The following is a 21,133-nucleotide window of genomic DNA, read 5'->3' on the forward strand; positions in this document are numbered from 1 at the left end:
TGGCCGCCCTGCTGCGGCGGCGGCGGGGCGTACCAGCCCGGCTGGCCCTGCCCGGGCACCGGCATCGGCGGCTGCGCGCCGGGCGGCAGCGGCTGCTGGAGGCCGGCCTTCTGGTCGATGCTGGAGCGGTAGTCGACGGCGCCCTGCGTCATCCGCATGTACGCCTCCTCCAGCGAGGCCTGGTGCGGCGACAGCTCCCACAGCCGTACGTCCGTGTCGTGCGCGATGTCGCTGATGCGCGGCAGCGGCAGTCCCGTGACGCGCAGCCCGCCGTCCTGCTCCGGCATCACATGGCCGCCGGCCTCGGTGAGCGCGGACGACAGCTTCTCGCGCAGCTGCGGCTCGGTGTCGGGCGTCCGCACGCGCGCGAAGTCGGCGGAGTTCGCCGAGATGAACTCCGTCACGCTCATGTCGGCGAGCAGCTGCCCGCGCCCGATGACGATCAGGTGGTCGGCCGTCAGCGCCATCTCGCTCATGAGGTGGGACGAGACGAAGACCGTACGGCCCTCCGCCGCGAGCGCCTTCATGAGGTTGCGGACCCAGTGGATGCCCTCGGGGTCGAGCCCGTTGACCGGCTCGTCGAACAGCAGCACCTGGGGGTCGCCGAGGAGCGCGGCGGCGATGCCGAGCCGCTGGCCCATACCGAGCGAGAAGCCCTTGGACCGCTTCTTCGCCACGTCCTGGAGTCCGACCACGCCCAGCACTTCGTCGACCCGCCGGGCCGGGATGCCGGACAGCTGGGCCAGGCACAGGAGGTGGTTGCGGGCGGCGCGGCCGCCGTGCACGGCCTTGGCGTCCAGCAGCGCGCCGACCTGGCGGGGCGCGTTGGGCAGCTTGCGGTACGGATAGCCGCCGATCGTCACCTGCCCCGAGGTCGGGTTGTCCAGGCCGAGGATCATCCTCATCGTCGTCGACTTGCCCGAGCCGTTGGGCCCGAGGAAACCGGTGACGGCACCGGGCCGCACCTGGAAGGAAAGGTTGTACACAGCGGTCTTGTCGCCGTAGCGCTTGGTCAGGCCGACTGCCTCGATCATGCTTCGGTCCCCATTGGAAGGTTGCCCAGCGAAAATTCAGGACAGCGGGGCACACGCCCCCGTAAGGGTTAGGAGCTTATCGGGGCGCTGACGGTTCCGCTCAAATGAAAGCAAAGCCCTGAGCCTCACGCGTCGCGCTTCTTGATCATGAGGTAGCCCCCGAGGAGGGCTGCGACCACCCACAGCGCCATGATCCCGAGCCCGCCCCAGGGGCCGTACGGCGTGTCGTTGTCGACCGGCGTGACCACCTGCATGATCTTGCTGCCGGCCTGGTCGGGCAGGTACTGGCCGATCTTCTTCGTCGCGTCGACGTTGCCGAGGATGTTGGAGATCAGGAAGAAGAACGGCATCAGGATGCCCAGCGACAGCATCGGCGAGCGCAGCATCGCGGCCACGCCCATCGAGAACATCGCGATGAGCGTCATGTAGAGCCCGCCGCCGATGACCGCGCGCAGCACGCCGGAATCGCCGATCTGCGCCTTGTGCTCGCCGAGCATCGCCTGCCCGAGGAAGAACGCGACGAAGCTGGTGGCCATGCCGACGACCAGCGCGAGGCCGGTCGCGACCGCGATCTTGCTGAACAGGAAGGTGCCGCGCTGCGGTACGGCGGCCAGCGAGCTGCGGATCATGCCGGTGCTGTACTCGTTCGACACCACGAGCACCCCGAACACGATCATCGCGAGCTGACCGAGGCCCATGCCCGCGAAGCTGACGAAGGTCGGGTCGAAGGTGAGCTGGTCCTGCCGGCTCATGGTGTCGAACTCGCTCTTCGACAGGGCCGAGATCAGCGCGCCCAGCGCGACGGTGACGACCACGGCCAGCGAGAGCGTCCACACCGTGGACGCCACCGACCGGATCTTGGTCCACTCGGACCGGACGACCTGGATCGCCGCCATGCTCAGTTCCTCCTCCAGCTGTCGCCCCACTGCTGTCGCTGCTGCTCGGGAGGCGTCCCGTCGTGCGCGTGGTACTCGACCGACTCCGCGGTCAGCTGCATGAACGCCTCCTCCAGGGAGGCCTGCTGGGGGCTCAGCTCGTGCAGCACGATCTGGTACTGCGCCGCGAGCTCGCCGATGTGCTCGGGCTTGCCGCCGTCGACCTCCAGCGTGCCGTTGCCGGTCTCCACGACCGTCAAGCCGGCCCAGTGCAGCACATCGAGCAGCCGCTCCCGCTGCGGGGTGCGGATCCGGACGTAACTGCGCGAGTTCCGCGCGATGAAGTCGGCCATGGAGGTGTCCGCGAGCAGCCGCCCCTGCCCGATGACGACGAGATGGTCGGCGGTCAGCGCCATCTCGCTCATGAGGTGGGACGAGACGAAGACCGTACGGCCCTGCGCGGCCAGGGACTTCATCAGGTTGCGGATCCAGTGGATGCCCTCGGGGTCGAGGCCGTTGACCGGCTCGTCGAACATCAGGATCCGCGGGTCGCCGAGCAGCGCGGCCGCGATGCCGAGCCGCTGGCCCATGCCGAGCGAGAAGCCCTTGGTCTTCTTCCGCGCGACCGCCGTCAGTCCGACCGTCTCCAGCACCTCCCGCACCCGGCTCTTCGCAATGCCGTTGCTCTGCGCGAGGCACAGCAGGTGGTTGTAGGCGCTGCGCCCGCCGTGCCAGGCCTTGGCCTCCAGGAGCGCCCCGATGTACGTCAGCGGGTCCTTGAGCCGGTCGTAGTGCTTGCCGTCGATACGGACGTCGCCGGCGGTGGGACGGTCGAGCCCGAGCATCATGCGCATGGTCGTCGACTTGCCGGCGCCGTTGGGTCCGAGGAAGCCCGTGACGATGCCCGGTCTGACGGTGAAGGTGAGGTTGTTGACCGCCACCTTCTCGCCGTACCGCTTGGTCAGCCCCTCGAGCTCGATCATGCGCCCCACGCTAGAACGCGGCAAAGCCCTCTGCCACCGCAGGGGCAGAGGGCTTCACCGATGTTCCGCAGACGTATGCCGGACCGTTACCGGGACTGCTGCGCCGGGACGCCCCGGGAGATGGGCTCGTCCTCGGCCGGGGAACCGGCGGCGGCCACCGCGGCGCCCGTGAGCGTGGCGAGCATCTCGCGCACGTTCGTCAGCTGGGCGTTGATCGAGTCGCGGCGGTTGGTGAGAGCCGCGAGCTCGCGCTCGGATTCCGAACGGATGCGGTCGGCCTTGGCGTTGGCGTCGGCCACGATGTCCTCGGCCTGGCGCTGTGCCGTCTCGACGGTCTGGCGGGCGCGGCGCTCGGCGTCCGTGCGCAGCTTCTCCGCCTCCAGGCGCAGCTGCTCCGCGCGGTGCTCGATCTCCGCGAGGCGCTTCTCCGCCTTCTGCTGACGCGAGGCCAGGTCGCGCTCGGACTGCTCGCGGCGCTTGGCGAGGTTCGTCTCGAAGTCGGCGGCGGCCTGCGCGGCCTTGGCACGGGTCTCCTCGAAGAGGGCGTCGGCCTCCTCGCGCTTGGACTGCGCGTCCTTCTGGGCCTCCGCGCGCAGCTGCGAGGCGTCACTCTTGGCCTTCTCGATGACCCGGACGCCCTCGTCCTCGGCCTTGGCCTTGCGCTCCGCAGCGAACGATTCTGCGTCGTTGCGAACCTGCTGGGCCGCGGACTCGGCGAGTTCGCGATGCTGCTCGGCCGCGCGCCTGGCCTCCTCGCGCAGATCCTTGGCCTCTTCCTCGGCGAGGCGGAGGATCTTCTCGACACGCGCGCCGAGACCGGCGTATGACGGCTCGGCGTCGGTTACCTGCGCCTGGGCGTTCTGCGTCTCGAGGTGGAGCTCCTCGATGCGCTTTTCCAGAGCGGTGATGCGGGCCAGAGCGCTGTCGCGGTCGGAGACGAGCTTCGAGATGCGTTCGTCCACCTGCGCGCGGTCGTACCCACGCCGCACAAGCTCGAAGCCATAGGGGGAAGTGTCGCTCATGGGGTTCCTGTCGAATGAGACCGGTGAGGTGATAGGTGGAATCCTAGGGGCCGAAGCGGTGTGTCATCGAGCGGATGCGTGTTTGATCTGGAGAATGACACCCCTTTTGGGTGGCTGACCCTGGGACGGCTTGCCAAAAACTTGGTCAAAGACCCCAGAAAACACCGGAATGCCGTCTTCAGGCTAGCCTTCTGACGACTTGCCACCCGATCGTGGTGCGCCGACCGTGGCACCCGCCTTGACGCCGGTGTCCTTCCCCGCGGACGGGGCCTCGAAGGATTCCAACGCCTCCAGGACGTCCTGGACACGGGAGATCTCGGCATTGATGTCCTCGCGGCGGCGCACCAGGATCTCCAGCTCGCGCTTGCCCTCCTCGACCGTGCGCTTCGCCTCGCGGATCGCCTCGGCCTTGAGCTCCTCGGCCTCCCTGATGAGCGCCGCCTTCTTCTGCTCGGCCTCCTTCAGAAGCCCCTCGGCCTTCTTGACAGCGGCGATACGCACCTTGCCCGCCTCCGAGTTGGCCTCCGAGACCAGCTCCTTGGCCTTCGCCTGCGCCTTCTCCAGCTGCTCCTCGGAGGCCTTGATGAGCGCGTCGCAGCGGTCGCCGGTCGACTTCATCGTCTCGGCGGCCTCGCGGCGGGCCCGCTCGTGCAGGTCCTCGATCTCGGCGGTGATGCGGTCGCGCAGCTCCTCCGCGCGCTCCCGGATGGCGGTTGCGTCCCGGCGGGCGCCGACGAGCAGTTCGTCCGCGTCCGTACGGGCCTTCTCCACCGTCGCGTTGCCCTCGACCGTCGCCTCGGACACCAGCCGGTCGGCCTCGGTACGGGCCGCGCCGACCATGGTGTCGGCCTGGGACTCCGCGTCCGCGGTGGTCTTCAGGGCCTGCTGCTGCGCCTCGGTGAGCAGCTTGTCGGCCTCGGCCGTGGTCTCCGTGATGAGCTTGTCGACCTGCTCGGCCGCCTCGGAGCGCCGCTTGTTGGCCTCCTTGCGGGCCTCGTCGAGCGTCCGGTCGGCCTCCTCGCGCGCGGCCGTCGTGACCCGCTCGGCCTCCGCCAGCGCCTCGGCCCTGACCCGCTGGGACTCGCTGCGGATCCGCTCGGCGTGCTGCCGCGCCGCCCCGATCGTCTCGGCGGCCTCGGCGCGCAGCCGCTCCGCGTCGCCGGTGGCGTCCGCCATCATCCGCTCGGCCGCGGTGGCCGCCTCGGTCCGTACCCGCTCGGCCTCCGCGACCGTCTCCGAACGCAGCCGCTCCGCCTCGGCGACCGTCTCCTGCCGCAGCCGGTCGGTGTCCGCGACCGTCTCCGTGGTGAGCCGCTCGGCCTCGTTGCGCGCCTCGGTGATGAGGGTGTCCGCCTGGGTCGCCGCGTCCGACCGGATGCGATTGGCGTCCTCGCGGGCGTCCGCCCGGGTGCGCGAAGCCGCCTGCTCGGCCTCGGCGATGGTCTCCGACGCCTCCGTACGCACCCGCTGGGCGTGCTCGGACGCGTCCGAGCGCAGCCGCTCCGCCTCAGCGATCGCCTCCGAGACGGTGCGCTCCGCAAGCGCCTTGGCGGCCTCGGACTCCTCGCTCGCCTCCCGCCGGACCCGGCTCGCGTCCTGGGAGGCCCGCTCCCGCTCGGCGTAGGCGTCGTGGCGGACCCGGTCCGCCTCCTCCTCGGCCTCCCGGCGCGTACGGTCCGCCGCGTGCTCGGCGGCCGAGCGCAGCCCGGTGATCTCCTCCTGGGCCTGCTCGTGCAGCCCGGCGACCGAGTCCCGCACCTGCTGGGCGTGCTGTTCGGCCGCCGACACCATCTCGGTGGCACGCCGGTCGGCCTCCTCGACCAGGCGTACGGCCTCGGCCTGCGCCTCCTCAACGCGCTTGCGCGCCGAGGCCAGCAGCTCCTCGCTCTGCTCGCGGGCCCGCTCGCGCTCCTGGTCGGCTTCCTGCCGCGCCGCGCCCAGGTACTCCTCGGCCTCGCGACGACGCCGGTTGGCCTCCTCCTGCGCGGCGGCCAGCGTCTCCGACGCCTCCGTCGCCAGCCGCTCGGCGGCGGCCTGCGCCTCCGCCCGTACCCGATCGGCGGTGTCCTGCGCCTCCGACTTCAGCCGCTCGGCCTCGGAGGCGGCCTCCGAGCGCAGGCGTACGGCGATGGCCTCGCCCTCCGCCCGGGAGGCGGACGCGTCGGACGCGGCCTCGTCGCGCACCCGATCGGCCTCGGCCTCGGCCTGCTCCTGGAGCGTGCGGATCCGCTCGGCGGCCTCACCGCGCAGCCGCTCGGTCTCCTCGGCGGCCTCGCGGCGGATCCGCGCGGCCTCCTCACGGGCGTCGGTCAGCGCCTGCTCGGCGGCGACGAGGCGCTGCTCGGCCTCGGTGCGCAGCCGGGTCAGTTCCTCGGCGGCCTCCGCGCGGCGGGCCTCTATGGCCTGCTCGGTCTCCTCGTGCAGCTCGCGCGCGGTCCGCTCGGCGTCGGCCTTGATGCCCTCGGCCTGCTCGACGACCTCGGCGCGGTGCCGCTCGGCCTCCTTGCGGGTGCGGTCCAGCGTCTCCTCGGCCTGCCGGCGCAGAGTGGTCGCCCGCTCGATGGCCTCCGTACGGACCTTCTCGCTGTCCGTGGTGGCCTTCTGGCGCAGCTCGTCCGCGTCGGCCTTCGCCTTGGACAGCAGCTCCTCGGCGGTCTTGGCCGCCTCCTCGATCTGCGCCACGGCCTCCTTGCGGGCCTCCGCGCGGATCTTCTCGCCCTCGGCGACCGCGTCGGACCGCAGCTGCTCGGCCTCGCCGCGCAGCCGGCGGGCCTCCTCCTGCAGCTCGACCGTCTTGGCGCGGTACTCCTTGGTGTCGTCCTTCGCCGCGCCCTTGAGCTGCTCGGCGATGTCGTGCGCCTCGGCGCGCAGCCGGTCCGCCTCGGCCTCGGCCTCGGTGCGGATCCGCTCGGCCTCCTCGGCCGCGGCCTTGGTGGTGTTCTTCGCGTCCTCCTGCGCCTTGTTGAGGACGTCCTCGGCCGTCTTGGCCGCCTTGGACAGCTGGGTCGCGCTCTCCTCGGCGGTGAGCGTCCGGGCCTTCTCGGCGGCCTCGGCGAGCAGCTTCTCGGCCTCGGCGCGGGCGTCCGCGACGATCTGCTCGGCGTCCGACTTGGTGGTCTCGGCCTCCTTGGTGGCCTCGCTGACCAGCCGGGCGACCTGCTCCTTCGCCGTGCGCGTGCGCTGCTCGTTGGCCGACTCGGCGCTGGCGAGGGCCTTCTCGGCGGCGGCCTTGGCCTCGGTGACCAGCTTCTCCGCCTCGGCGCGCGCCTCGCGCAGAGCGGTGTCCGCCTCCGCGATGCGCTGCTCGGCGGCGCGGCTCAGCTCCTGGGCCTCGCGGCGGGCCGCCTCCGACTCCGTGGTGGTGGAGGTACGCAGCTGCTCGGCGTGGTCGGTGGCCTCCTGGGCCTGCGAGGAGGCGGCGTTCAGCAGGCGCTCGGCGTCCGTGCGGGCGCGGCGCAGCAACTGCTCGGCCTCCGCGCGGGCCGCCTCGGCCTCGCTCTGCAGCCGCTGGCGGGCCTCGGAGGTCAGCCGCTCGGCCTCGGCGCGGGCGGCGGCCATGGCCTGCTCGGCCTCCGCGCGGGATTCGTCGAGGAGCCGGCGGGCCTGCTGCTCGGTGCGGGCGCGCAGCTGCTCGGCCCAGGCCACGTTCTCGTTGACATGCGTCTCGACGGTCTGCCGGCGCTCGGCGAGCTCCTGGTCGAGCTGCTGGCGGCGGGTGACCGCCTCCTGGTGCAGCTCCGCCTGGAGCCGTGCCGCCTGCTCGGCGTGCTCCTGGAGGATGCGCTGGGTCTGGGCGCGGGCCTGGCTCAGTTCGCGCTCGGCATCCTGGCGCAGCTGGTCGGCCTGGATCTGGGCGTTGCGCAGCAGCTGCTCGGCCTGGTAGCCGAGGTCACCGCCGTCGTAGGAGGGCCGGGACATGATGGTGCGCCGCGCCTCGTGCAACTTGGCGCGCAGCACCTCGACCTGGTAGCCGAGGTCCTCGGCGTGCTGGATCGCCTTCTCCCGCTCGGTCTTCAGCCGATCCATCTCGGCCTCGAACCGAGAGAGGTGGTCGACGTCAGCCGCCGGCTCTCGCTCCTGGCGTTCGTAGCCCCGCACTGCGCGGTCCCATCCGTCCCCTGGTCGCAAGTCTCTCCAAACGAGCTCCGTCCATCCGCCGAACGGGGCCCCCGGGGAATGGTGTCAGATCAACGGCGGAGCATGGGCTGCTGCCCCGACGCTCGTCCCCCGAAACCCGGACCCCGGACTTGATCCCGCTTTCGACGGCAGGACCAGGTCGCCCTGGTTGGAGCGGCGACCGACCCCAACCCTACCGGCCCATATGTACGGGGGTCAGTGCTCAGGTGACTCAACAGGCGCTGAAGTGACCAGTTCTGTCAGTACGCCGTGGCAATCCTTGGGGTGAAGGAAGGTGATCCGTGACCCCATGGAGCCGCGTCGCGGCTCTTCGTACAGAACGCGTACGCCCTTGTCCTTGATGTCGGCGGCCTCCGTGTCGACATCCGCCGTACCGAAGGCGATGTGGTGGACGCCCTCGCCGTTCTTCGCCAGCCACTTCGCGACGGTGGAGTCCTCCCGGGTCGGCTCCAGGAGCTGGAGATACGACGCTCCGCCGTCGGACGTATCGTTGATCTTGAGCATGGCCTCGCGCACGCCCTGCTCCTCGTTGACCTCGGAGTGGAACACCTCGAAGCCGTACGTGGCCCGGTAGAACTCGACAGTCTTGTCGAGGTCGAAACAGGCGATCCCGATGTGGTCGATTCGCGTCAGCATGGTTTCAGTGGAGCGCGCCGGAGGTGGTTACGCAACGTGCGCGCGATCACACGCTTCGCCGGATGACGGGGTGGTCTACCGCTCAGTACATTCGAAGTAAACCCTCGTTCACTCCTCGGCCTGTGCAGGCCGGTAAGGGGATCGCAGCTCATGACTGGATCGAACAGCACGACCTCGGTGATCGTCGCGGGTGCCCGTACGCCCATGGGGCGGTTGCTGGGCTCGCTGAAGTCCTTCTCGGGAGCCGACCTCGGCGGCTTCGCGATCAAGGCCGCCCTCGACCGTGCGGGGATCGGTGGCGACCAGGTGCAGTACGTGATCATGGGCCAGGTGCTCCAGGCCGGGGCGGGGCAGATCCCGGCACGCCAGGCCGCGGTCAAGGCGGGCATTCCGATGAACGTCCCGGCGCTCACCGTCAACAAGGTGTGCCTGTCCGGCCTCGACGCCATCGCGCTCGCCGACCAGTTGATCCGCGCGGGTGAGTTCGACGTGATCGTCGCGGGCGGCCAGGAGTCCATGACCAACGCACCCCACCTGCTGCCGAAGTCCCGCGAGGGCTTCAAGTACGGCGCGGTGGAGATGATCGACGCCATGGCGTACGACGGTCTGACCGACGCCTTCGAGAACATCGCCATGGGCGAGTCGACGGAGAAGCACAACACGCGGCTCGGCATCGGCCGGCCGGAACAGGACGAGGTGGCCGCCCTGTCCCACCAGCGTGCCGCATCCGCGCAGAAGAACGGCCTGTTCGAGGCCGAGATCACCCCGGTGGAGATCCCGCAGCGCAAGGGCGAGCCGGTCGTCTTCAGCAAGGACGAGGGCATCCGCGCGGAGACGACGGCCGAGTCGCTGGGCAAGCTGCGGGCGGCGTTCAGCAAGGACGGCACCATCACGGCGGGCTCTTCCTCGCAGATCTCCGACGGTGCCGCCGCGGTCGTGGTGATGAGCAAGGCCAAGGCGCAGGAGCTCGGCCTGGAGTGGATCGCCGAGATCGGCGCCCACGGCAACGTGGCCGGTCCGGACAACTCCCTCCAGTCCCAGCCCTCCAACGCCATCCGGCACGCCCTGAAGAAGGAGGGCCTGGAGGTCTCCGACCTCGACCTGATCGAGATCAACGAGGCCTTCGCCGCAGTGGCGGTGCAGTCGATGAAGGACCTCGGAGTGTCCCCGGAAAGGGTGAACGTCAACGGCGGTGCCATCGCCCTGGGCCACCCGATCGGCATGTCCGGTGCCCGGCTCGTCCTGCACCTGGCGCTGGAGCTGAAGCGGCGTGGCGGCGGCGTGGGCGCGGCCGCGCTGTGCGGCGGCGGCGGTCAGGGTGACGCGCTGATCGTGCGGGTACCCAAGGCGTAACCGCTCTTACCGGTCCGTACCGCCCTCGAGTCTCGAACGGAGCTGTGATGCAGGACGTCTCCACACTGGTGGCCCAGGCCAGGGAGGGCCGGCCGCGCGCCGTGGCCCGCCTGATCTCCCTGGTGGAGGGGGCGTCCCCGCAGCTCAGGGAGGTCATGGCGACGTTGGCTCCGCTGACCGGCGGGGCGTACGTGGTCGGACTGACCGGCTCTCCGGGCGTCGGCAAGTCGACCTCGACGTCGGCCCTGGTGACGGCCTACCGCAAGCAGGGCAAGCGGGTCGGCGTCCTGGCCGTCGACCCGTCCTCGCCGTTCTCCGGCGGGGCGCTGCTCGGCGACCGGGTGCGGATGTCGGAGCACGCGTCCGACCCGGGCGTCTACATCCGCTCGATGGCGACGAGGGGCCACCTCGGCGGCCTCGCCTGGGCCGCGCCGCAGGCCATCCGTGTCCTGGACGCGGCGGGCTGCGAGGTGATCCTGGTCGAGACCGTCGGGGTCGGCCAGTCGGAGGTCGAGATCGCCTCACAGGCCGACACCTCGGTGGTGCTCCTGGCCCCCGGCATGGGCGACGGAATCCAGGCGGCCAAGGCGGGCATCCTGGAGATCGGCGACGTGTACGTCGTCAACAAGGCCGACCGGGACGGCGCCGACGCCACCGCCCGCGAGCTGAACCACATGCTCGGCCTCGGCGAGTCCCGCGGCCCCGGCGACTGGCGCCCACCCATCGTCAAGACGGTCGCCGCGCGCGGCGAGGGCATCGAGGAGGTCGTCGAGGCGCTGGAGAAGCACCGCGCGTGGATGGAGGAGCGGGGGGTGCTGGCGGAGCGCCGGCTGTCCCGTGCCGCCCGCGAGGTGGAGACGATCGCCGTCACGGCGTTGCGCGAACGGATCGGCGACCTGCACGGCGACCGGCGACTGAGCACGCTGGCGGAGAAGATCGTCGCCGGGCAGCTGGATCCCTACCGGGCGGCGGACGAGCTGGTGGCGGGGCTCACGCAGGGGTAACCCCGCGGAGTGGGTCGGCGGCGGCCGGGATCTGACGACGCCGGTCGGGCAATCTCAGCCCGTCCGGCGCTTGAGGACGAGGCCCTTCGGGCCGAAGCGGGGGTCTGGGGGCGGCAGCCCCCAGGGACGGGAAGGGTAGGGGCGGAGGGGGCGAACCACTCAGGGCCCGCCCCCACTCACCCGCACCGAACGGCTACGTCAGTCGTCGCCACCGTCGTTGTCGTCGGCCCTGTCGTCATCGGCCCGGTCCGCCCGGTCCGCCCGGTCCGCCGTGACCTTCCCGCTGTTCAGATCGACCCGCCAGTCCTGCTCGGCCTCGCCGGAGGCGTGGGTCTCGACCTCCCAGCCCTTCGAGGTGCCGTCCTCGTCCAGGTCCACCGACGTCACGGTTCCCTTGCCGGTGACCGCCTTCGCGGCCTCCGCCGCCGTCACGGAGGTGCCCTTCAGCGCGCCCCGCACCTCGGCGGTGTCGTCCTCGCGCTCGGTGTGGGAACCGAGCACCTTGCCGGTGCCGGGGTCGACCCGGACGCTGTGCCAGGTGTCCCCGCCGCCGAGGACGTCGACCTTCCACACGACCGACCCGGCGTCGGCCCCGTCGGCCCCGTCGTCTTCGTCGTCCAGTTCGGCGGAGACGGCGGTGCCCGGGTCGTGCCGCAGTGCGGAGGCGATGGCGTCGGCAGCCGTCACCTCGACGGACGCGGCCTTCCCGGCGTCGTCGTCACGGCCGCTGTCGTCGTCACGGGCCCCGTCGTCGGCCCGTGCGTCGTCCCCCGTACCCCGCACGTCCACCGCCTGCCGCACCGACCCCTCGCCGTCCCCCGTCACCGCGAGAGCCGTGGCCGTACCACCCCCGACCAGCGCGGCGGCCGTAACGGCGGCGATCACGATGTTGCGCTTCATGCGGCTTCCTCCAGATTCATAAGGCTTCGCGTCGCTTTCGACGTCACCCAACATCGCCGACCGACGCTGAGAGCAACCTGAAGCCCCCTGAAGCGATCTTCAGCTTCGCTTTGCGAACCTTTAGGCATGCGCCTGTTGATCGTGGAGGACGAGAAGCGGCTGGCCCTGTCGCTCGCCAGGGGCCTGACCGCCGAGGGGTACGCCGTGGACGTCGTCCACGACGGCCGGGAGGGCCTGCACCGGGCCACCGAGGGGACGTACGACCTCGTGATCCTCGACATCATGCTGCCCGGCCTCAACGGCTACCGCGTCTGCGCCGCCCTCCGCGCCGCAGGGCACGACGTGCCGATCCTGATGCTCACCGCCAAGGACGGCGAGTACGACGAGGCCGAGGGCCTCGACACGGGTGCCGACGACTACCTCACCAAGCCGTTCTCGTACGTCGTCCTCGTCGCCCGGATCAAGGCGCTGCTGCGCCGCCGCGGCCAGGGCGCCGGGGCCTCGCCGGTGCACGTCCTCGGCGACCTCAAGGTCGACACCGCCGCCCACCGCGTCTTCCTGGGCGAGGACGAGGTCGTGCTCACCGCCAAGGAGTTCGCCGTCCTGGAACAGCTCGTGGTGCGGGCCGGCGAGGTGGTGTCCAAGGCCCAGATCCTGGAGCACGTCTGGGACTTCGCGTACGACGGCGACCCGAACATCGTCGAGGTGTACGTCAGCACTCTCAGGCGCAAGCTGCGCTCCGGGCTCATCCGGACGGTCCGCGGCGCCGGGTATCGGCTGGAGGCGGGACGGTGATGAGACGCCTGTTCGGTTCCGTACGGTCCCGGGCGACCCTCGCCGCCACGCTCGTCGTAGCCGTGGCGCTGGTCGCCGCCGGGGCCGCCGTCCTGCTGTCCCTGCGCTCCAACCTGACCGACCAGGCCGAGGCCGAGGCCGACCGCTCCGCGCGGACGGTCGCCGCCGGCCTGGCCCTGGGCAAGCGGTACGACCAGCTGTCCCTGGACGGGGACGAGGAGCCGGTCCAGGTCGTCGACGAGAACCGGAGACTGGTCGCGGCCAGCGAGGACCTGCAGCGGATCAGCGGCACGAACACCGACGTGGTCAAGCCGGCGCAGCCGACCGCCCCCGGAGGCGGCGAGGAGGGCGAGGACTCCGACGGGTCCAACGACGACGGGGACGACGACGAGTCCTCCCTCCATCCGGGCGAGATCGGCGAGAGGACCACCTACACCAACGGTTCCGCGACGATCGACGGCGAGACCGGCGACTACCGCTTCGCCGCCGTAAAGGTCGAGGCCAAGAACAAAGGCCTGCTGATCGTGTACGCCGGCGCCCCGCTCTCCGCCGAACAGAGCGCCGTCGACACCGCGCTGACCGTCATGCTGATCGGCTTCCCACTGCTGCTCGGCGTCGTCGCGGGGGTGACCTGGCTGGTCACCCGGCGCGCCCTGCGCCCGGTCGAGGGCATCCGCGGCGAGATGGCCGCGATCACCGCCTCCGAGGATCTCGCACGCCGGGTGCCGGTGCCGGACACGCACGACGAGGTGGCCCGCCTCGCCCGGACCACCAACGAGACGCTGGCCGCCCTGGAGACCTCCGTGGAGCGGCAGCGCCGGTTCGTCGCCGACGCCTCGCACGAACTGCGCAGCCCGATCGCGTCCTTGCGCACCCAGCTGGAGGTGGGCGCCGCGCATCCCGAGCTGCTGGACGTCAAAGGGGCGGTCGAGGACACCGTACGACTGCAGCGCCTCGCCGCCGATCTGCTGCTGCTGGCCCGGCTGGACGCGGGGGAGCGGCCCGCCGCCGACGCCCGGTTCGACCTCGCCGCGCTGGCGCGGGAGGGAGTCGAAGGGCGCGCGGGCGTGACCCTGGAAGCGCCGGAGGCCGTGGACGTGGCGGGCTCCCGGGGGCAGATGGGGCGGCTGCTCACCAACCTGCTGGACAACGCACAGCGGCACGCCCGCTCGGCCGTCCGGGTGAGTGTGCGGCGCGAGGGGGAGTGGGCGGTGGCCGGGGTCGCCGACGACGGGGACGGGGTGCCCGGGAGCGACCGGGAGCGGATCTTCGAGCGGTTCGTACGGCTGGACGAGGCCCGCAGCCGCGACGACGGCGGCGCGGGGCTCGGACTCGCCATCGCGCGGGACGTCGCCACACGGCACGGCGGCACGCTCACGGTCCGCGACGCGCCGACAGGCGGAGCCCTGTTCGAACTCCGCCTGCCGCTCGCCCGATCAGGTGGCTAGGCCCGCCCCCGCTGCCCGCGAAGATGCTCCGCGATGGGCTTCAGGGCCTTGTCGAGTTCCGACATGGCCTCGGGGGACAGCAGATCGATGAAGTGCCTCCGCACAGACGCCACATGATGGGGCGCGACCTTCTTCATCGTCTCCATGCCGTGCTCGGTGAGGACCGCGTACAGACCTCGGCGGTCCGACTCGCAGTTCTCGCGCCGCACCAGGTCCGCGTTCTCCATGCGGGTGATCTGGTGGGAGAGGCGGCTCTTGGACTGGAGGGTGGCGGATGCCAGGTCGCTCATCCGCATTCGTACGCCCTCCGACTCGGACAGATTCACCAGGATTTCGTAGTCGTTCATTGTCAGGCCGAACGGCTGCAGGTCCTTTTCGAGCTGGTACGTCAACAGCCTGTTGACCTCCAGGTGGGTGCGCCAGGCGCACTGCTCCGCATCGGTCAGCCAGCGCGTGGCCGTCTCGGTCTCCATGAATGAAGTCTACCTAAAAGGTTGAAAGGCGAACTAGTGAGGGTTGTGGTGACGGCGGCGTGCACACGTTCGACGTCACACTCCGCAGACTACCGCTCACAGACCGAAGCGACGCTGGAGGTCTCCCAGCTGTCCGGGAAGGCGCGGTGCGCCGGCTTGCTGTGAGTGGCCTGTGTGCCCCCCGCCGCCAGGCACCCCGGCTTCCCCCGGAACCGCCCCCGTGGCCTGCTCGGCCATGAGGACCTCGGACGACTGGAGCAGGACCGTGCCCGCTCCCACGAACTCGAACTGATGCTCCTCCCCGGAGGCCCCGCCGAGACCTGTCATCGCACGTAGACCGCCCATGAGACCGGTCATGTAGCCGTGGTCGTAGTGATGGCAGGGTGAGGGGCAGTCCGCCCAGCCGACGAGGGCCTGCGGGTCCACCCGGATCGGGGGTTCCATGAACACCACCGGACCGTTGGAGGCGGCCACGAACTTTCCGGTTCCGATGAGTGTCAGAAAACCCGGCACGATCGACTGCTTGAGAGCGAGACTTGGCTGAAAAGCGAGCAAGTTGCCCGAGCGAATGGTCAGATTGCCGTCTTCGAGGTCGTACGAGTTCACGTCGAAGGCCCGGTCGGCGAGGAGCATCTTGCCCGAGCCCTCCGCCACGACCCAGTCGCTGGCGTGCAGAGGCGAATGGAAGGACGTACGCACCAGGCGGTCCAGCCGGCCGTGCCCGATGCCGTTGAACTCCATCGAGCCGTAGTAGGCGATCATCTTCCCCTTCTGCAGGAACCACTGGCTCCCCTTGAGCTCCACGCAGAAGGTGTAGTTGTTGACGTTGTCGTCCGACGGCAGCGTCATCGGGTCGAAGACCGTCGGGCCGCCGGGTCCACCGGGTCCGCCGTGTCCGCCGGGGACGCCGTAGGGAATGGTGCTCACAGCTTCTCCTCCGAGGCCTGGACGTACACCGCACCGCTGCCGCTGAGCTCCAGCTGGAACGCCTCTCCGGAGCCGCGGCCCACCATGTCGCGCCAGCCCAGCGCGGTGGACAGCTTGTTGCGTACGTCGCCGTGGTGGGCGACGTACGCCTGCGGGTCGACATGGACCGGGCGCTGCGGGGTGATGGGGACCTCGATGACCCCGCCGTGCGCCATGACCGCGACCGAGCCGTGCCCCCTCAGGGTGGTGGTGAACAGGCCCTGGCCGGTGACCTGGCCCCGGACCATGCCCATGACGCCGCCCTGGGAGCCCATGAACATCGTCCCCTGCTCCAGCGTGCCCTCGAAGGCGAGCAGCCGGTCCGCCTCCACGAACAGGGTGTCGCCGGTGAGGTTGATGACCTGGATGTGGTGGCCGCCGTGCCCGAACAGCACGGTGCCGCTGCCCTCGACGGTCATCAGGGGCGCCGCCTCATTGGCCACCCGGCGGCCGATCATCGACATGACCCCGCCCTGGCCGCCCTGCATGTTGGGAGTGAAGGACACCTCGCCCTTGTAGGCGAGCATCGCCCCGCGCTGACTGAACAGCCGCTGCCCGGGCGCGACCGTCGCCTCGACCATCTTCGAGTTGAGCTCACGGAAGGCCATGTCACACATCCCCCGCGATCGTGTTCCGCTCGCTGGGCTGGACGTACACCAGGCCGTCGCCCTCGAAGCGGATCTGGAAGGCCTCGCCGCCGCCCTCGCCCATGAACGTGCGGAACGTCACACCGGACTGGAAGGACTGCCGGAGGTTCCCCTGGTGCGCGATGTACGCCCCCGGGTCGACGGTCAGCGGATACTGCGCGCTGACCCGCAGCACGACCGCCGGCCCGTCCGACATGATCGCCGCCTGCCCGTGCCCCTCGACGGTCGTCGTGAACAGCCCGTTGCCCTGCGAGGCACCGCGCATACCGGTGAACGACGTGCCGGTCCGCAGTCCGGAGTCGGTCGCGAGCAGGTTGCTCGACTCCACGTACAGCTTGTCCCCCTGGAGGCCGACGAGGTTGATCTCCGAGGCCCGGTCCGCGAACCAGCACGTCCCGTGCCCCTTCACCTCCATCAATGTCATCTGCTCGCCGGTGATCCGCCGGGTCACCATCCCCCGGATGCCCTCACCGCCGCCGCTGAGCTTCTTGAAGTCCATCTGACCGTCGTACGCGACCATCGAGCCGTTCTTCGCCTTCACGGCGTCACCGGTCATGTCGACGGCAAGCACTTTGCTGCCTTGAAGTCGGAACATCGCCACGCAGTGAAGGTAGCCGCAGGTCGGGCTCCGCGGACAGAGCCCAGGGGTGGAGACGCACCCTGAACGCACCCTTAGGGGAGCCGTTTGCCACAATGGAAGAACGTTTGTGCTCGCATTCACAAACCCGACGTCTCTCCCACCGAAGGTGACCCGTGGACATCAAGACCGCCACCGCCATTCGCCGCCTCCGCCTCGTCTCGGCCCCCGAGGCGGTTTCCTTCCTCCTCCTGCTGGTCTGCTCGGTGCTGAAGCGGACCACGGACTTCAACGCGGTCCCCGTGATGGGGATGGTCCACGGCGTTCTCTTCATCCTGTACGTGATCTTCTGGGCCGACGCCTGGAACCGCACGAAGTGGTCCCTGAAGACCGCCGCCCTCTACTTCGTCCTCTCGATCCTGCCCACCGGCGGCTTCTTCGCCGAGCGCAAGCTGAGGCGTGAGGCCGAGGACGCGGTCATCGCCTCCCGCGCCCGCGAGGAAGGGAAGGTGAGCGCGTGATCGTCGCCTTCTCCGTGACGCCGCTGGGCGTCGGCGAGGACGTGGGGGAGTACGTCGCCGACGCCGTCCGGATCGTGCGCGAGTCCGGCCTGCCCAACCGCACCGACGCGATGTTCACGTCCATCGAGGGCGAGTGGGAGGAGGTCATGGACGTCGTCAAGCGCGCCGTGGCCGCCGTAGAGGCCCGTGCGCCGCGCGTGTCCCTGGTTCTCAAGGCGGACATCCGCCCCGGGGTGGAGAACGGTCTCACCTCGAAGGTGGAGACGGTCGAACGGCATCTGGCCCAGCGGGCGGAGTAGTCGTCTGCTGAGCCGCCGCGTCCGTGACGTGGAAGACCGCTGTCCACCGGTCGTCGTGCAGACAGGCGTTCATCGGCTCGACCAGAGCGGTGTGATCGGGGTCGGTACGCCACCGCTTGACGGCTTCGAGGCTCTCCCACTCGCTGGTGAGCAACCAGCGAGTGGGATCGTCGATGGACCGGCACAGCTGTTCTCCGAGGTGTCCGGGGGAGCCCACGGCGCGTTCGAGGACGCCCTGATAGGACTTCACGAAGTCCGCTTCCATTCCTTCTCGCACGCGCAGCAGCCGAACGACCCGCACACGTGCCGGAGTTTGGGTGCCGTTCACGTCAGGACGGGTCGAGGACGACGGGAAGTTCCGCCAACCCGCGGAAGGCGGGGAACGGTACGGTCAGCCAGCGCGCGTCTTCCGGCGCCCCCGCAAGGGCCATGCGGGGATACCGCGCGAAGAGCGTGGTGAGGGCGATCTGCATCTCCAGACGTGCCAGCGGCGCGCCGGCGCAGTAGTGGGGGCCGACGCCGAATGCGAGATGGGTCGCCTGGACGTTCGGGCGCGTGACGTCCAGTCGGTCCGGATCTGTGAAGGCCTCCGGGTCACGGTTGGCCGAGGTGATCGAGATCTGGACGAGCGCACCCTTGGGGATGAGCGTGTCGCGGATCACGAGGTCTTCCTTGGCGTAGCGGAATGTCGAGTTCTCCACGGAGGACTCGAACCGGAAGATCTCCTCGACGGCCGCGGCTGTCGCGCCCGCATCCTGGAGTGCCAGTCGCTTCTGCTCCGGTTGGGTGAGCAAATGGTAGACGGCGTTGCCGATCTGGTACGCCGTCGTCTTGTGGCCTGCGAAGAGCAGCACCCACGCTGTGGAGACCAGTTCGTGGTCCGTGAGCGCGCCCTCGTCATCCCTGGCTGTGACGAGTGCGCTGAGCAGGGCGCCGTCCGGCTCCTGCCGCTTCCGTGCGATCAGATCCACCAGATAGTCGCGCAGGTTGCCCTCGGCCAGTTCCAGCGCTTTTCTCGCCTCCGGACCGAAACCGGTCCGGGCGACGGTGCTGGACCATTCCTGGGCCTGCTTGCGTTCGTTCTCCGGGACGCCCAGAAGTTCGCAGATCACATGGAGCGGCAGGGGGAAGCAGAACTCCGGGAGCAGGTCGACGGGTTCCGAGGTCGCGCATCCATCCAGCAGATCCTCAGTGATCTTCTGGACGCGCGGACGCAGTGATTCCACCCTTTTCGGGGTGAAGGTGTTGCCGACAATCCTCCTGAGCCTGGTGTGCTTCGGAGGATCCGAGAAGAGCATGTTGTCGTCCAGGGCGATCGACGAGTCACCGAAGATGCGGTGATAGGCGTCGATGGCGCCGTACATGTCCTTGCTCAGGCGGGGGTCGGCCAGGGCGGCGCGAGCGTCGTCATGCCGGGTGATCAGGTACGTCTCGACGCCGTGGGGCGGTGACAGCGGGCATACGGGTGCCGTCTCCCTGAGTTTGGCGTAGATGGGATGCGGGTTGGCGCGGAACTCCCGGCTGCAGGATGAGGCCGCGGCCGCGGCCTCTTCGGATGACATTTCCTCGGATGCGAACGCTTGCGTCATGTCTGGTCCCGGGGGTCGGTGGATTCCATCGGTCAGTGCCCCACGGTTTCCCGTGGGGCACCGCGGGCCAAACGTTGCTGGGCCATATGGGTCGGGTCACCGTATGAACTGTGCATATGAATGTCCCACTTGGTAAACACTGACTGTCAGGCCGGTCCTCGACCCCCGGACTCGGCACCGCCGTATGGGGTAGGAAATCAGTGAGCGGACGCACAGCGGAATCAGTGGAATCAGTACCAGTTCTCATCGTAGGCGGATCCCTGGTGGGCCTTTCCACCTCCGTCTTCCTGGGACGCCTCGGAATTGAGCACATGCTCTTGGAGCGACATGCGGGGACATCGACGCACCCGCGCGGTCGCGGGAACAATGTGCGTACCATGGAGATTTTCCGGACCGCCGGACTGGAGCCGAGCATCCGGGAGGCCGCCTCGGCTCTCGCCGGAAACGACGGCGTTCTTCAGGTGGACACCCTCGCCGGCGGTCAGCGCCGCTGGATCATCCGGGACATCTCCGCCGGAATTGATGTGTCACAGGTCAGTTCCTCGGACTGGTGCCTGTGCAGTCAGAACGATCTCGAGCCGGTACTGCTGACCCATGCCCGCGCCCAGGGAGGAGACATCCGCTTCAGTACGGAGATGCTCTCCTTCACGCAGGACCGAGACGGAGTCCAGGCCCAGATCATGCACCGGGACACCGGTGAGACGTATACCGTGCACGCTGATTTTCTGGTGGCTGCCGACGGGCCCCGAAGCCCCGTTCGCAAACGCCTGGGCATCAGTCAGTCAGGACCTGGTGAGCTCTTCCACAACGTCAGCGTCACATTCCGCAGCAAGAGGCTCAAGGACTACATCGGAGAAAAGAAGTTCGTCGTCTGCTATGTGACGAACCCACAGGGCGAAGGAGCGTTGCTGCCGGTGGACAACGAGGAACGATGGGTGATCCATGTTCCTTGGTTCCCGGACCGCGGCGAATCCCTGGAGGATTTCACCGACGACCGCCTCGTCGCTCATATCCGCGCGGCCGCCGGCGTTCCGGACATCGATGTGGAGATCACCGGAAAGGCGCCCTGGCACGCTTCGAAGCGTGTCGCGGACAACTACGGACAGGGCCGGGTCTTCCTGGCCGGTGACTCGGCACACGAGATGCCGCCCACCGGTGCGTTCGGTTCCAACACCGGGATCCAGGACGCTCACAACCTCGCCTGGAAGCTGGCCGCGGTGCGCCGCGGCTGGGCCGGCATGCGCCTGCTGGACAGTTATGAGCAGGAACGACGGCCTGCCGCCCTCGCGACCAGCACGCGGGCGGCCGTACAGGCGGTCGAGGAGGAGCACCCGGGATTCAGTCCGACGGCGGGACGCAACGACGACCCGGCGGACCTCATGACCGTCGCGCTCTGCTGCCGGTACGCGTCCAACGCCGTCATGGGTGCCTCCCCGGAGCGGCCGGTCGTTCCGGAGACCTTCCAGCTCGGCGGCGACCCGGGCAGCCGCGCACCTCATATGTGGGTCACGAGAGAAGGCGTCAGGATCTCCACGCTGGATCTGTACGAGCGTTCCTTCGTGGTCCTTGCCGGGCCCCGAGGCCACGAGTGGCGGAACGCGGCGGAGAAGGCCTCCGAGACCTTGGGAGTTCCGGTCGAGTCGTATCTCGTGGGAGTCGGCCAGGACCACGACCTCGTTCCTGAGCCGGACGCCGACTGGGCGAAGCTGCACGGCACAGCCGAAGACGGTGCCGTCCTCGTACGCCCCGACGGTTACGTCGCCTGGCGAGCCCACGCCGAGATGCCGCACGCCGATCGCCTGCTGACGAATGTGCTGCGGACGGTACTCGGCCGCACCTGAGATCGGCCGCACCCGAGAAGCCGCACCTGCGAA

20 protein-coding genes are annotated in these 21,133 nt (G+C 69.7%); 7 read left to right on the plus strand and 13 right to left on the minus strand.

From position 1 onward, the window contains the following. From CLM62_RS44140 to mce, 6 genes are all read right to left on the minus strand, one after another. Window positions 1-1,034 (minus strand): ABC transporter ATP-binding protein (locus CLM62_RS44140; protein WP_095755534.1); only part of this gene is annotated, 1,034 nt, incomplete at its 3' end. 125 nt (window positions 1,035-1,159) lie between these two features. After that, window positions 1,160-1,930 (minus strand): ABC transporter permease, encoded by a 771-nt coding sequence (locus tag CLM62_RS44145; protein WP_095755535.1) that lies wholly within the window; start codon window positions 1,928-1,930, stop codon window positions 1,160-1,162. A gap of 2 nt (window positions 1,931-1,932) precedes the next feature. Next, window positions 1,933-2,892, minus strand: a complete 960-nt coding sequence (locus CLM62_RS44150) for an ABC transporter ATP-binding protein (RefSeq protein ID WP_179382481.1) — start codon at window positions 2,890-2,892, stop codon at window positions 1,933-1,935. Between the two features lie 86 nt (window positions 2,893-2,978). Next, complete coding sequence (locus CLM62_RS44155) at window positions 2,979-3,914, minus strand: cellulose-binding protein (protein WP_095755537.1); 936 nt, start codon at window positions 3,912-3,914, stop codon at window positions 2,979-2,981. Window positions 3,915-4,097: 183 nt separating this feature from the next. Then, entirely contained in the window at window positions 4,098-8,012 is a 3,915-nt protein-coding gene (gene scy, locus CLM62_RS44160) for a polarized growth protein Scy (protein ID WP_095755538.1), read from the minus strand. Between the two features lie 234 nt (window positions 8,013-8,246). After that, window positions 8,247-8,687 carry a methylmalonyl-CoA epimerase gene (gene mce / locus CLM62_RS44165; RefSeq protein WP_095755539.1) on the minus strand — a complete coding sequence of 147 codons (441 nt, stop codon included), beginning with the start codon at window positions 8,685-8,687 and terminating at the stop codon, window positions 8,247-8,249. A 150-nt stretch (window positions 8,688-8,837) separates the two neighbouring features. On the opposite strand from mce, the gene CLM62_RS44170 reads away from it, so the two are divergent. Both CLM62_RS44170 and meaB read left to right on the plus strand, forming a co-directional pair. Continuing rightward, window positions 8,838-10,040 carry an acetyl-CoA C-acetyltransferase gene (locus CLM62_RS44170; protein ID WP_095755540.1) on the plus strand — a complete coding sequence of 401 codons (1,203 nt, stop codon included), beginning with the start codon at window positions 8,838-8,840 and terminating at the stop codon, window positions 10,038-10,040. Window positions 10,041-10,087: 47 nt separating this feature from the next. Then, window positions 10,088-11,044 (plus strand): methylmalonyl Co-A mutase-associated GTPase MeaB, encoded by a 957-nt coding sequence (meaB, locus tag CLM62_RS44175; RefSeq protein ID WP_095755541.1) that lies wholly within the window; start codon window positions 10,088-10,090, stop codon window positions 11,042-11,044. A 198-nt stretch (window positions 11,045-11,242) separates the two neighbouring features. Here meaB and CLM62_RS44180 read toward each other — a convergent pair whose 3' ends face one another. Further along, window positions 11,243-11,944: a PepSY domain-containing protein gene (locus CLM62_RS44180; RefSeq protein WP_095755542.1), complete on the minus strand. Its 702-nt coding sequence runs from the start codon at window positions 11,942-11,944 to the stop codon at window positions 11,243-11,245. Between the two features lie 126 nt (window positions 11,945-12,070). Here CLM62_RS44180 and CLM62_RS44185 point away from each other — a divergent pair, with 126 nt between their 5' ends. Then, window positions 12,071-12,739: a response regulator transcription factor gene (locus CLM62_RS44185; protein ID WP_095755543.1), complete on the plus strand. Its 669-nt coding sequence runs from the start codon at window positions 12,071-12,073 to the stop codon at window positions 12,737-12,739. Then, entirely contained in the window at window positions 12,739-14,187 is a 1,449-nt protein-coding gene (locus CLM62_RS44190; RefSeq protein ID WP_095755544.1) for a cell wall metabolism sensor histidine kinase WalK, read from the plus strand. Before CLM62_RS44185 ends, CLM62_RS44190 begins: the two co-directional genes overlap by 1 nt. Here the strand turns inward: CLM62_RS44190 and CLM62_RS44195 are convergent. The 4 genes from CLM62_RS44195 to CLM62_RS44210 all read right to left on the minus strand — a co-directional run bounded on the left by CLM62_RS44195 (window position 14,184) and on the right by CLM62_RS44210 (window position 16,868). Next, the gene (locus CLM62_RS44195; RefSeq protein WP_095755545.1) at window positions 14,184-14,660 is read right to left on the minus strand and encodes a MarR family winged helix-turn-helix transcriptional regulator; all 477 of its coding nucleotides are present in this window, start codon (window positions 14,658-14,660) and stop codon (window positions 14,184-14,186) included. The two genes, CLM62_RS44190 and CLM62_RS44195, sit on opposite strands and share 4 nt — an antisense overlap. Before the next feature lie 96 nt (window positions 14,661-14,756). Continuing rightward, complete coding sequence (locus tag CLM62_RS44200) at window positions 14,757-15,509, minus strand: AIM24 family protein (protein WP_095755589.1); 753 nt, start codon at window positions 15,507-15,509, stop codon at window positions 14,757-14,759. Between the two features lie 74 nt (window positions 15,510-15,583). Beyond that, complete coding sequence (locus tag CLM62_RS44205; RefSeq protein ID WP_095755546.1) at window positions 15,584-16,234, minus strand: AIM24 family protein; 651 nt, start codon at window positions 16,232-16,234, stop codon at window positions 15,584-15,586. 1 nt (window position 16,235) lies between these two features. Beyond that, entirely contained in the window at window positions 16,236-16,868 is a 633-nt protein-coding gene (locus CLM62_RS44210; RefSeq protein WP_095755547.1) for an AIM24 family protein, read from the minus strand. 158 nt (window positions 16,869-17,026) lie between these two features. Here CLM62_RS44210 and CLM62_RS44215 point away from each other — a divergent pair, with 158 nt between their 5' ends. Together CLM62_RS44215 and CLM62_RS44220 are read left to right on the plus strand one after the other, a co-directional pair. Further along, window positions 17,027-17,371 carry a DUF3817 domain-containing protein gene (locus CLM62_RS44215; RefSeq protein WP_095755548.1) on the plus strand — a complete coding sequence of 115 codons (345 nt, stop codon included), beginning with the start codon at window positions 17,027-17,029 and terminating at the stop codon, window positions 17,369-17,371. Next, entirely contained in the window at window positions 17,368-17,670 is a 303-nt protein-coding gene (locus CLM62_RS44220) for an MTH1187 family thiamine-binding protein (RefSeq protein ID WP_095755549.1), read from the plus strand. Before CLM62_RS44215 ends, CLM62_RS44220 begins: the two co-directional genes overlap by 4 nt. Here CLM62_RS44220 and CLM62_RS44225 read toward each other — a convergent pair. Both CLM62_RS44225 and CLM62_RS44230 read right to left on the minus strand, forming a co-directional pair. Further along, the gene (locus CLM62_RS44225) at window positions 17,618-17,998 is read right to left on the minus strand and encodes an antibiotic biosynthesis monooxygenase family protein (RefSeq protein ID WP_306457976.1); all 381 of its coding nucleotides are present in this window, start codon (window positions 17,996-17,998) and stop codon (window positions 17,618-17,620) included. The genes CLM62_RS44220 and CLM62_RS44225 overlap by 53 nt on opposite strands. Before the next feature lies 1 nt (window position 17,999). Further along, a complete protein-coding gene (locus tag CLM62_RS44230; protein ID WP_095755551.1) occupies window positions 18,000-19,259 on the minus strand; it encodes a cytochrome P450 in 1,260 nt (419 codons plus the stop codon). Window positions 19,260-19,483: 224 nt separating this feature from the next. On the opposite strand from CLM62_RS44230, the gene CLM62_RS44235 reads away from it, so the two are divergent. Then, window positions 19,484-21,100 carry an FAD-dependent monooxygenase gene (locus CLM62_RS44235; RefSeq protein WP_257004446.1) on the plus strand — a complete coding sequence of 539 codons (1,617 nt, stop codon included), beginning with the start codon at window positions 19,484-19,486 and terminating at the stop codon, window positions 21,098-21,100. Window positions 21,101-21,133 lie beyond the last annotated feature (33 nt).

Origin of the sequence: Streptomyces sp. SA15 (assembly GCF_002291145.1) — a bacterium.
In the GTDB taxonomy this organism is placed as follows: domain Bacteria; phylum Actinomycetota; class Actinomycetes; order Streptomycetales; family Streptomycetaceae; genus Streptomyces.

What these genes read in the sequence shown, in the direction of transcription:
- CLM62_RS44145 (WP_095755535.1), bottom strand. Translation starts at nt 1,930, where the DNA reads ATGGCGGCGATCCAGGTCGTCCGGTCCGAGTGGACCAAGATCCGGTCG.
- CLM62_RS44150 (WP_179382481.1), bottom strand. Translation starts at nt 2,892, where the DNA reads ATGATCGAGCTCGAGGGGCTGACCAAGCGGTACGGCGAGAAGGTGGCG.
- CLM62_RS44155 (WP_095755537.1), bottom strand. Translation starts at nt 3,914, where the DNA reads ATGAGCGACACTTCCCCCTATGGCTTCGAGCTTGTGCGGCGTGGGTAC.
- mce (WP_095755539.1), bottom strand. Translation starts at nt 8,687, where the DNA reads ATGCTGACGCGAATCGACCACATCGGGATCGCCTGTTTCGACCTCGAC.
- CLM62_RS44170 (WP_095755540.1), top strand. Translation starts at nt 8,838, where the DNA reads ATGACTGGATCGAACAGCACGACCTCGGTGATCGTCGCGGGTGCCCGT.
- meaB (WP_095755541.1), top strand. Translation starts at nt 10,088, where the DNA reads ATGCAGGACGTCTCCACACTGGTGGCCCAGGCCAGGGAGGGCCGGCCG.
- CLM62_RS44180 (WP_095755542.1), bottom strand. Translation starts at nt 11,944, where the DNA reads ATGAAGCGCAACATCGTGATCGCCGCCGTTACGGCCGCCGCGCTGGTC.
- CLM62_RS44185 (WP_095755543.1), top strand. Translation starts at nt 12,071, where the DNA reads ATGCGCCTGTTGATCGTGGAGGACGAGAAGCGGCTGGCCCTGTCGCTC.
- CLM62_RS44190 (WP_095755544.1), top strand. Translation starts at nt 12,739, where the DNA reads ATGAGACGCCTGTTCGGTTCCGTACGGTCCCGGGCGACCCTCGCCGCC.
- CLM62_RS44195 (WP_095755545.1), bottom strand. Translation starts at nt 14,660, where the DNA reads ATGGAGACCGAGACGGCCACGCGCTGGCTGACCGATGCGGAGCAGTGC.
- CLM62_RS44200 (WP_095755589.1), bottom strand. Translation starts at nt 15,509, where the DNA reads ATGACGCTGCCGTCGGACGACAACGTCAACAACTACACCTTCTGCGTG.
- CLM62_RS44205 (WP_095755546.1), bottom strand. Translation starts at nt 16,234, where the DNA reads ATGGCCTTCCGTGAGCTCAACTCGAAGATGGTCGAGGCGACGGTCGCG.
- CLM62_RS44210 (WP_095755547.1), bottom strand. Translation starts at nt 16,868, where the DNA reads ATGTTCCGACTTCAAGGCAGCAAAGTGCTTGCCGTCGACATGACCGGT.
- CLM62_RS44230 (WP_095755551.1), bottom strand. Translation starts at nt 19,259, where the DNA reads ATGACGCAAGCGTTCGCATCCGAGGAAATGTCATCCGAAGAGGCCGCG.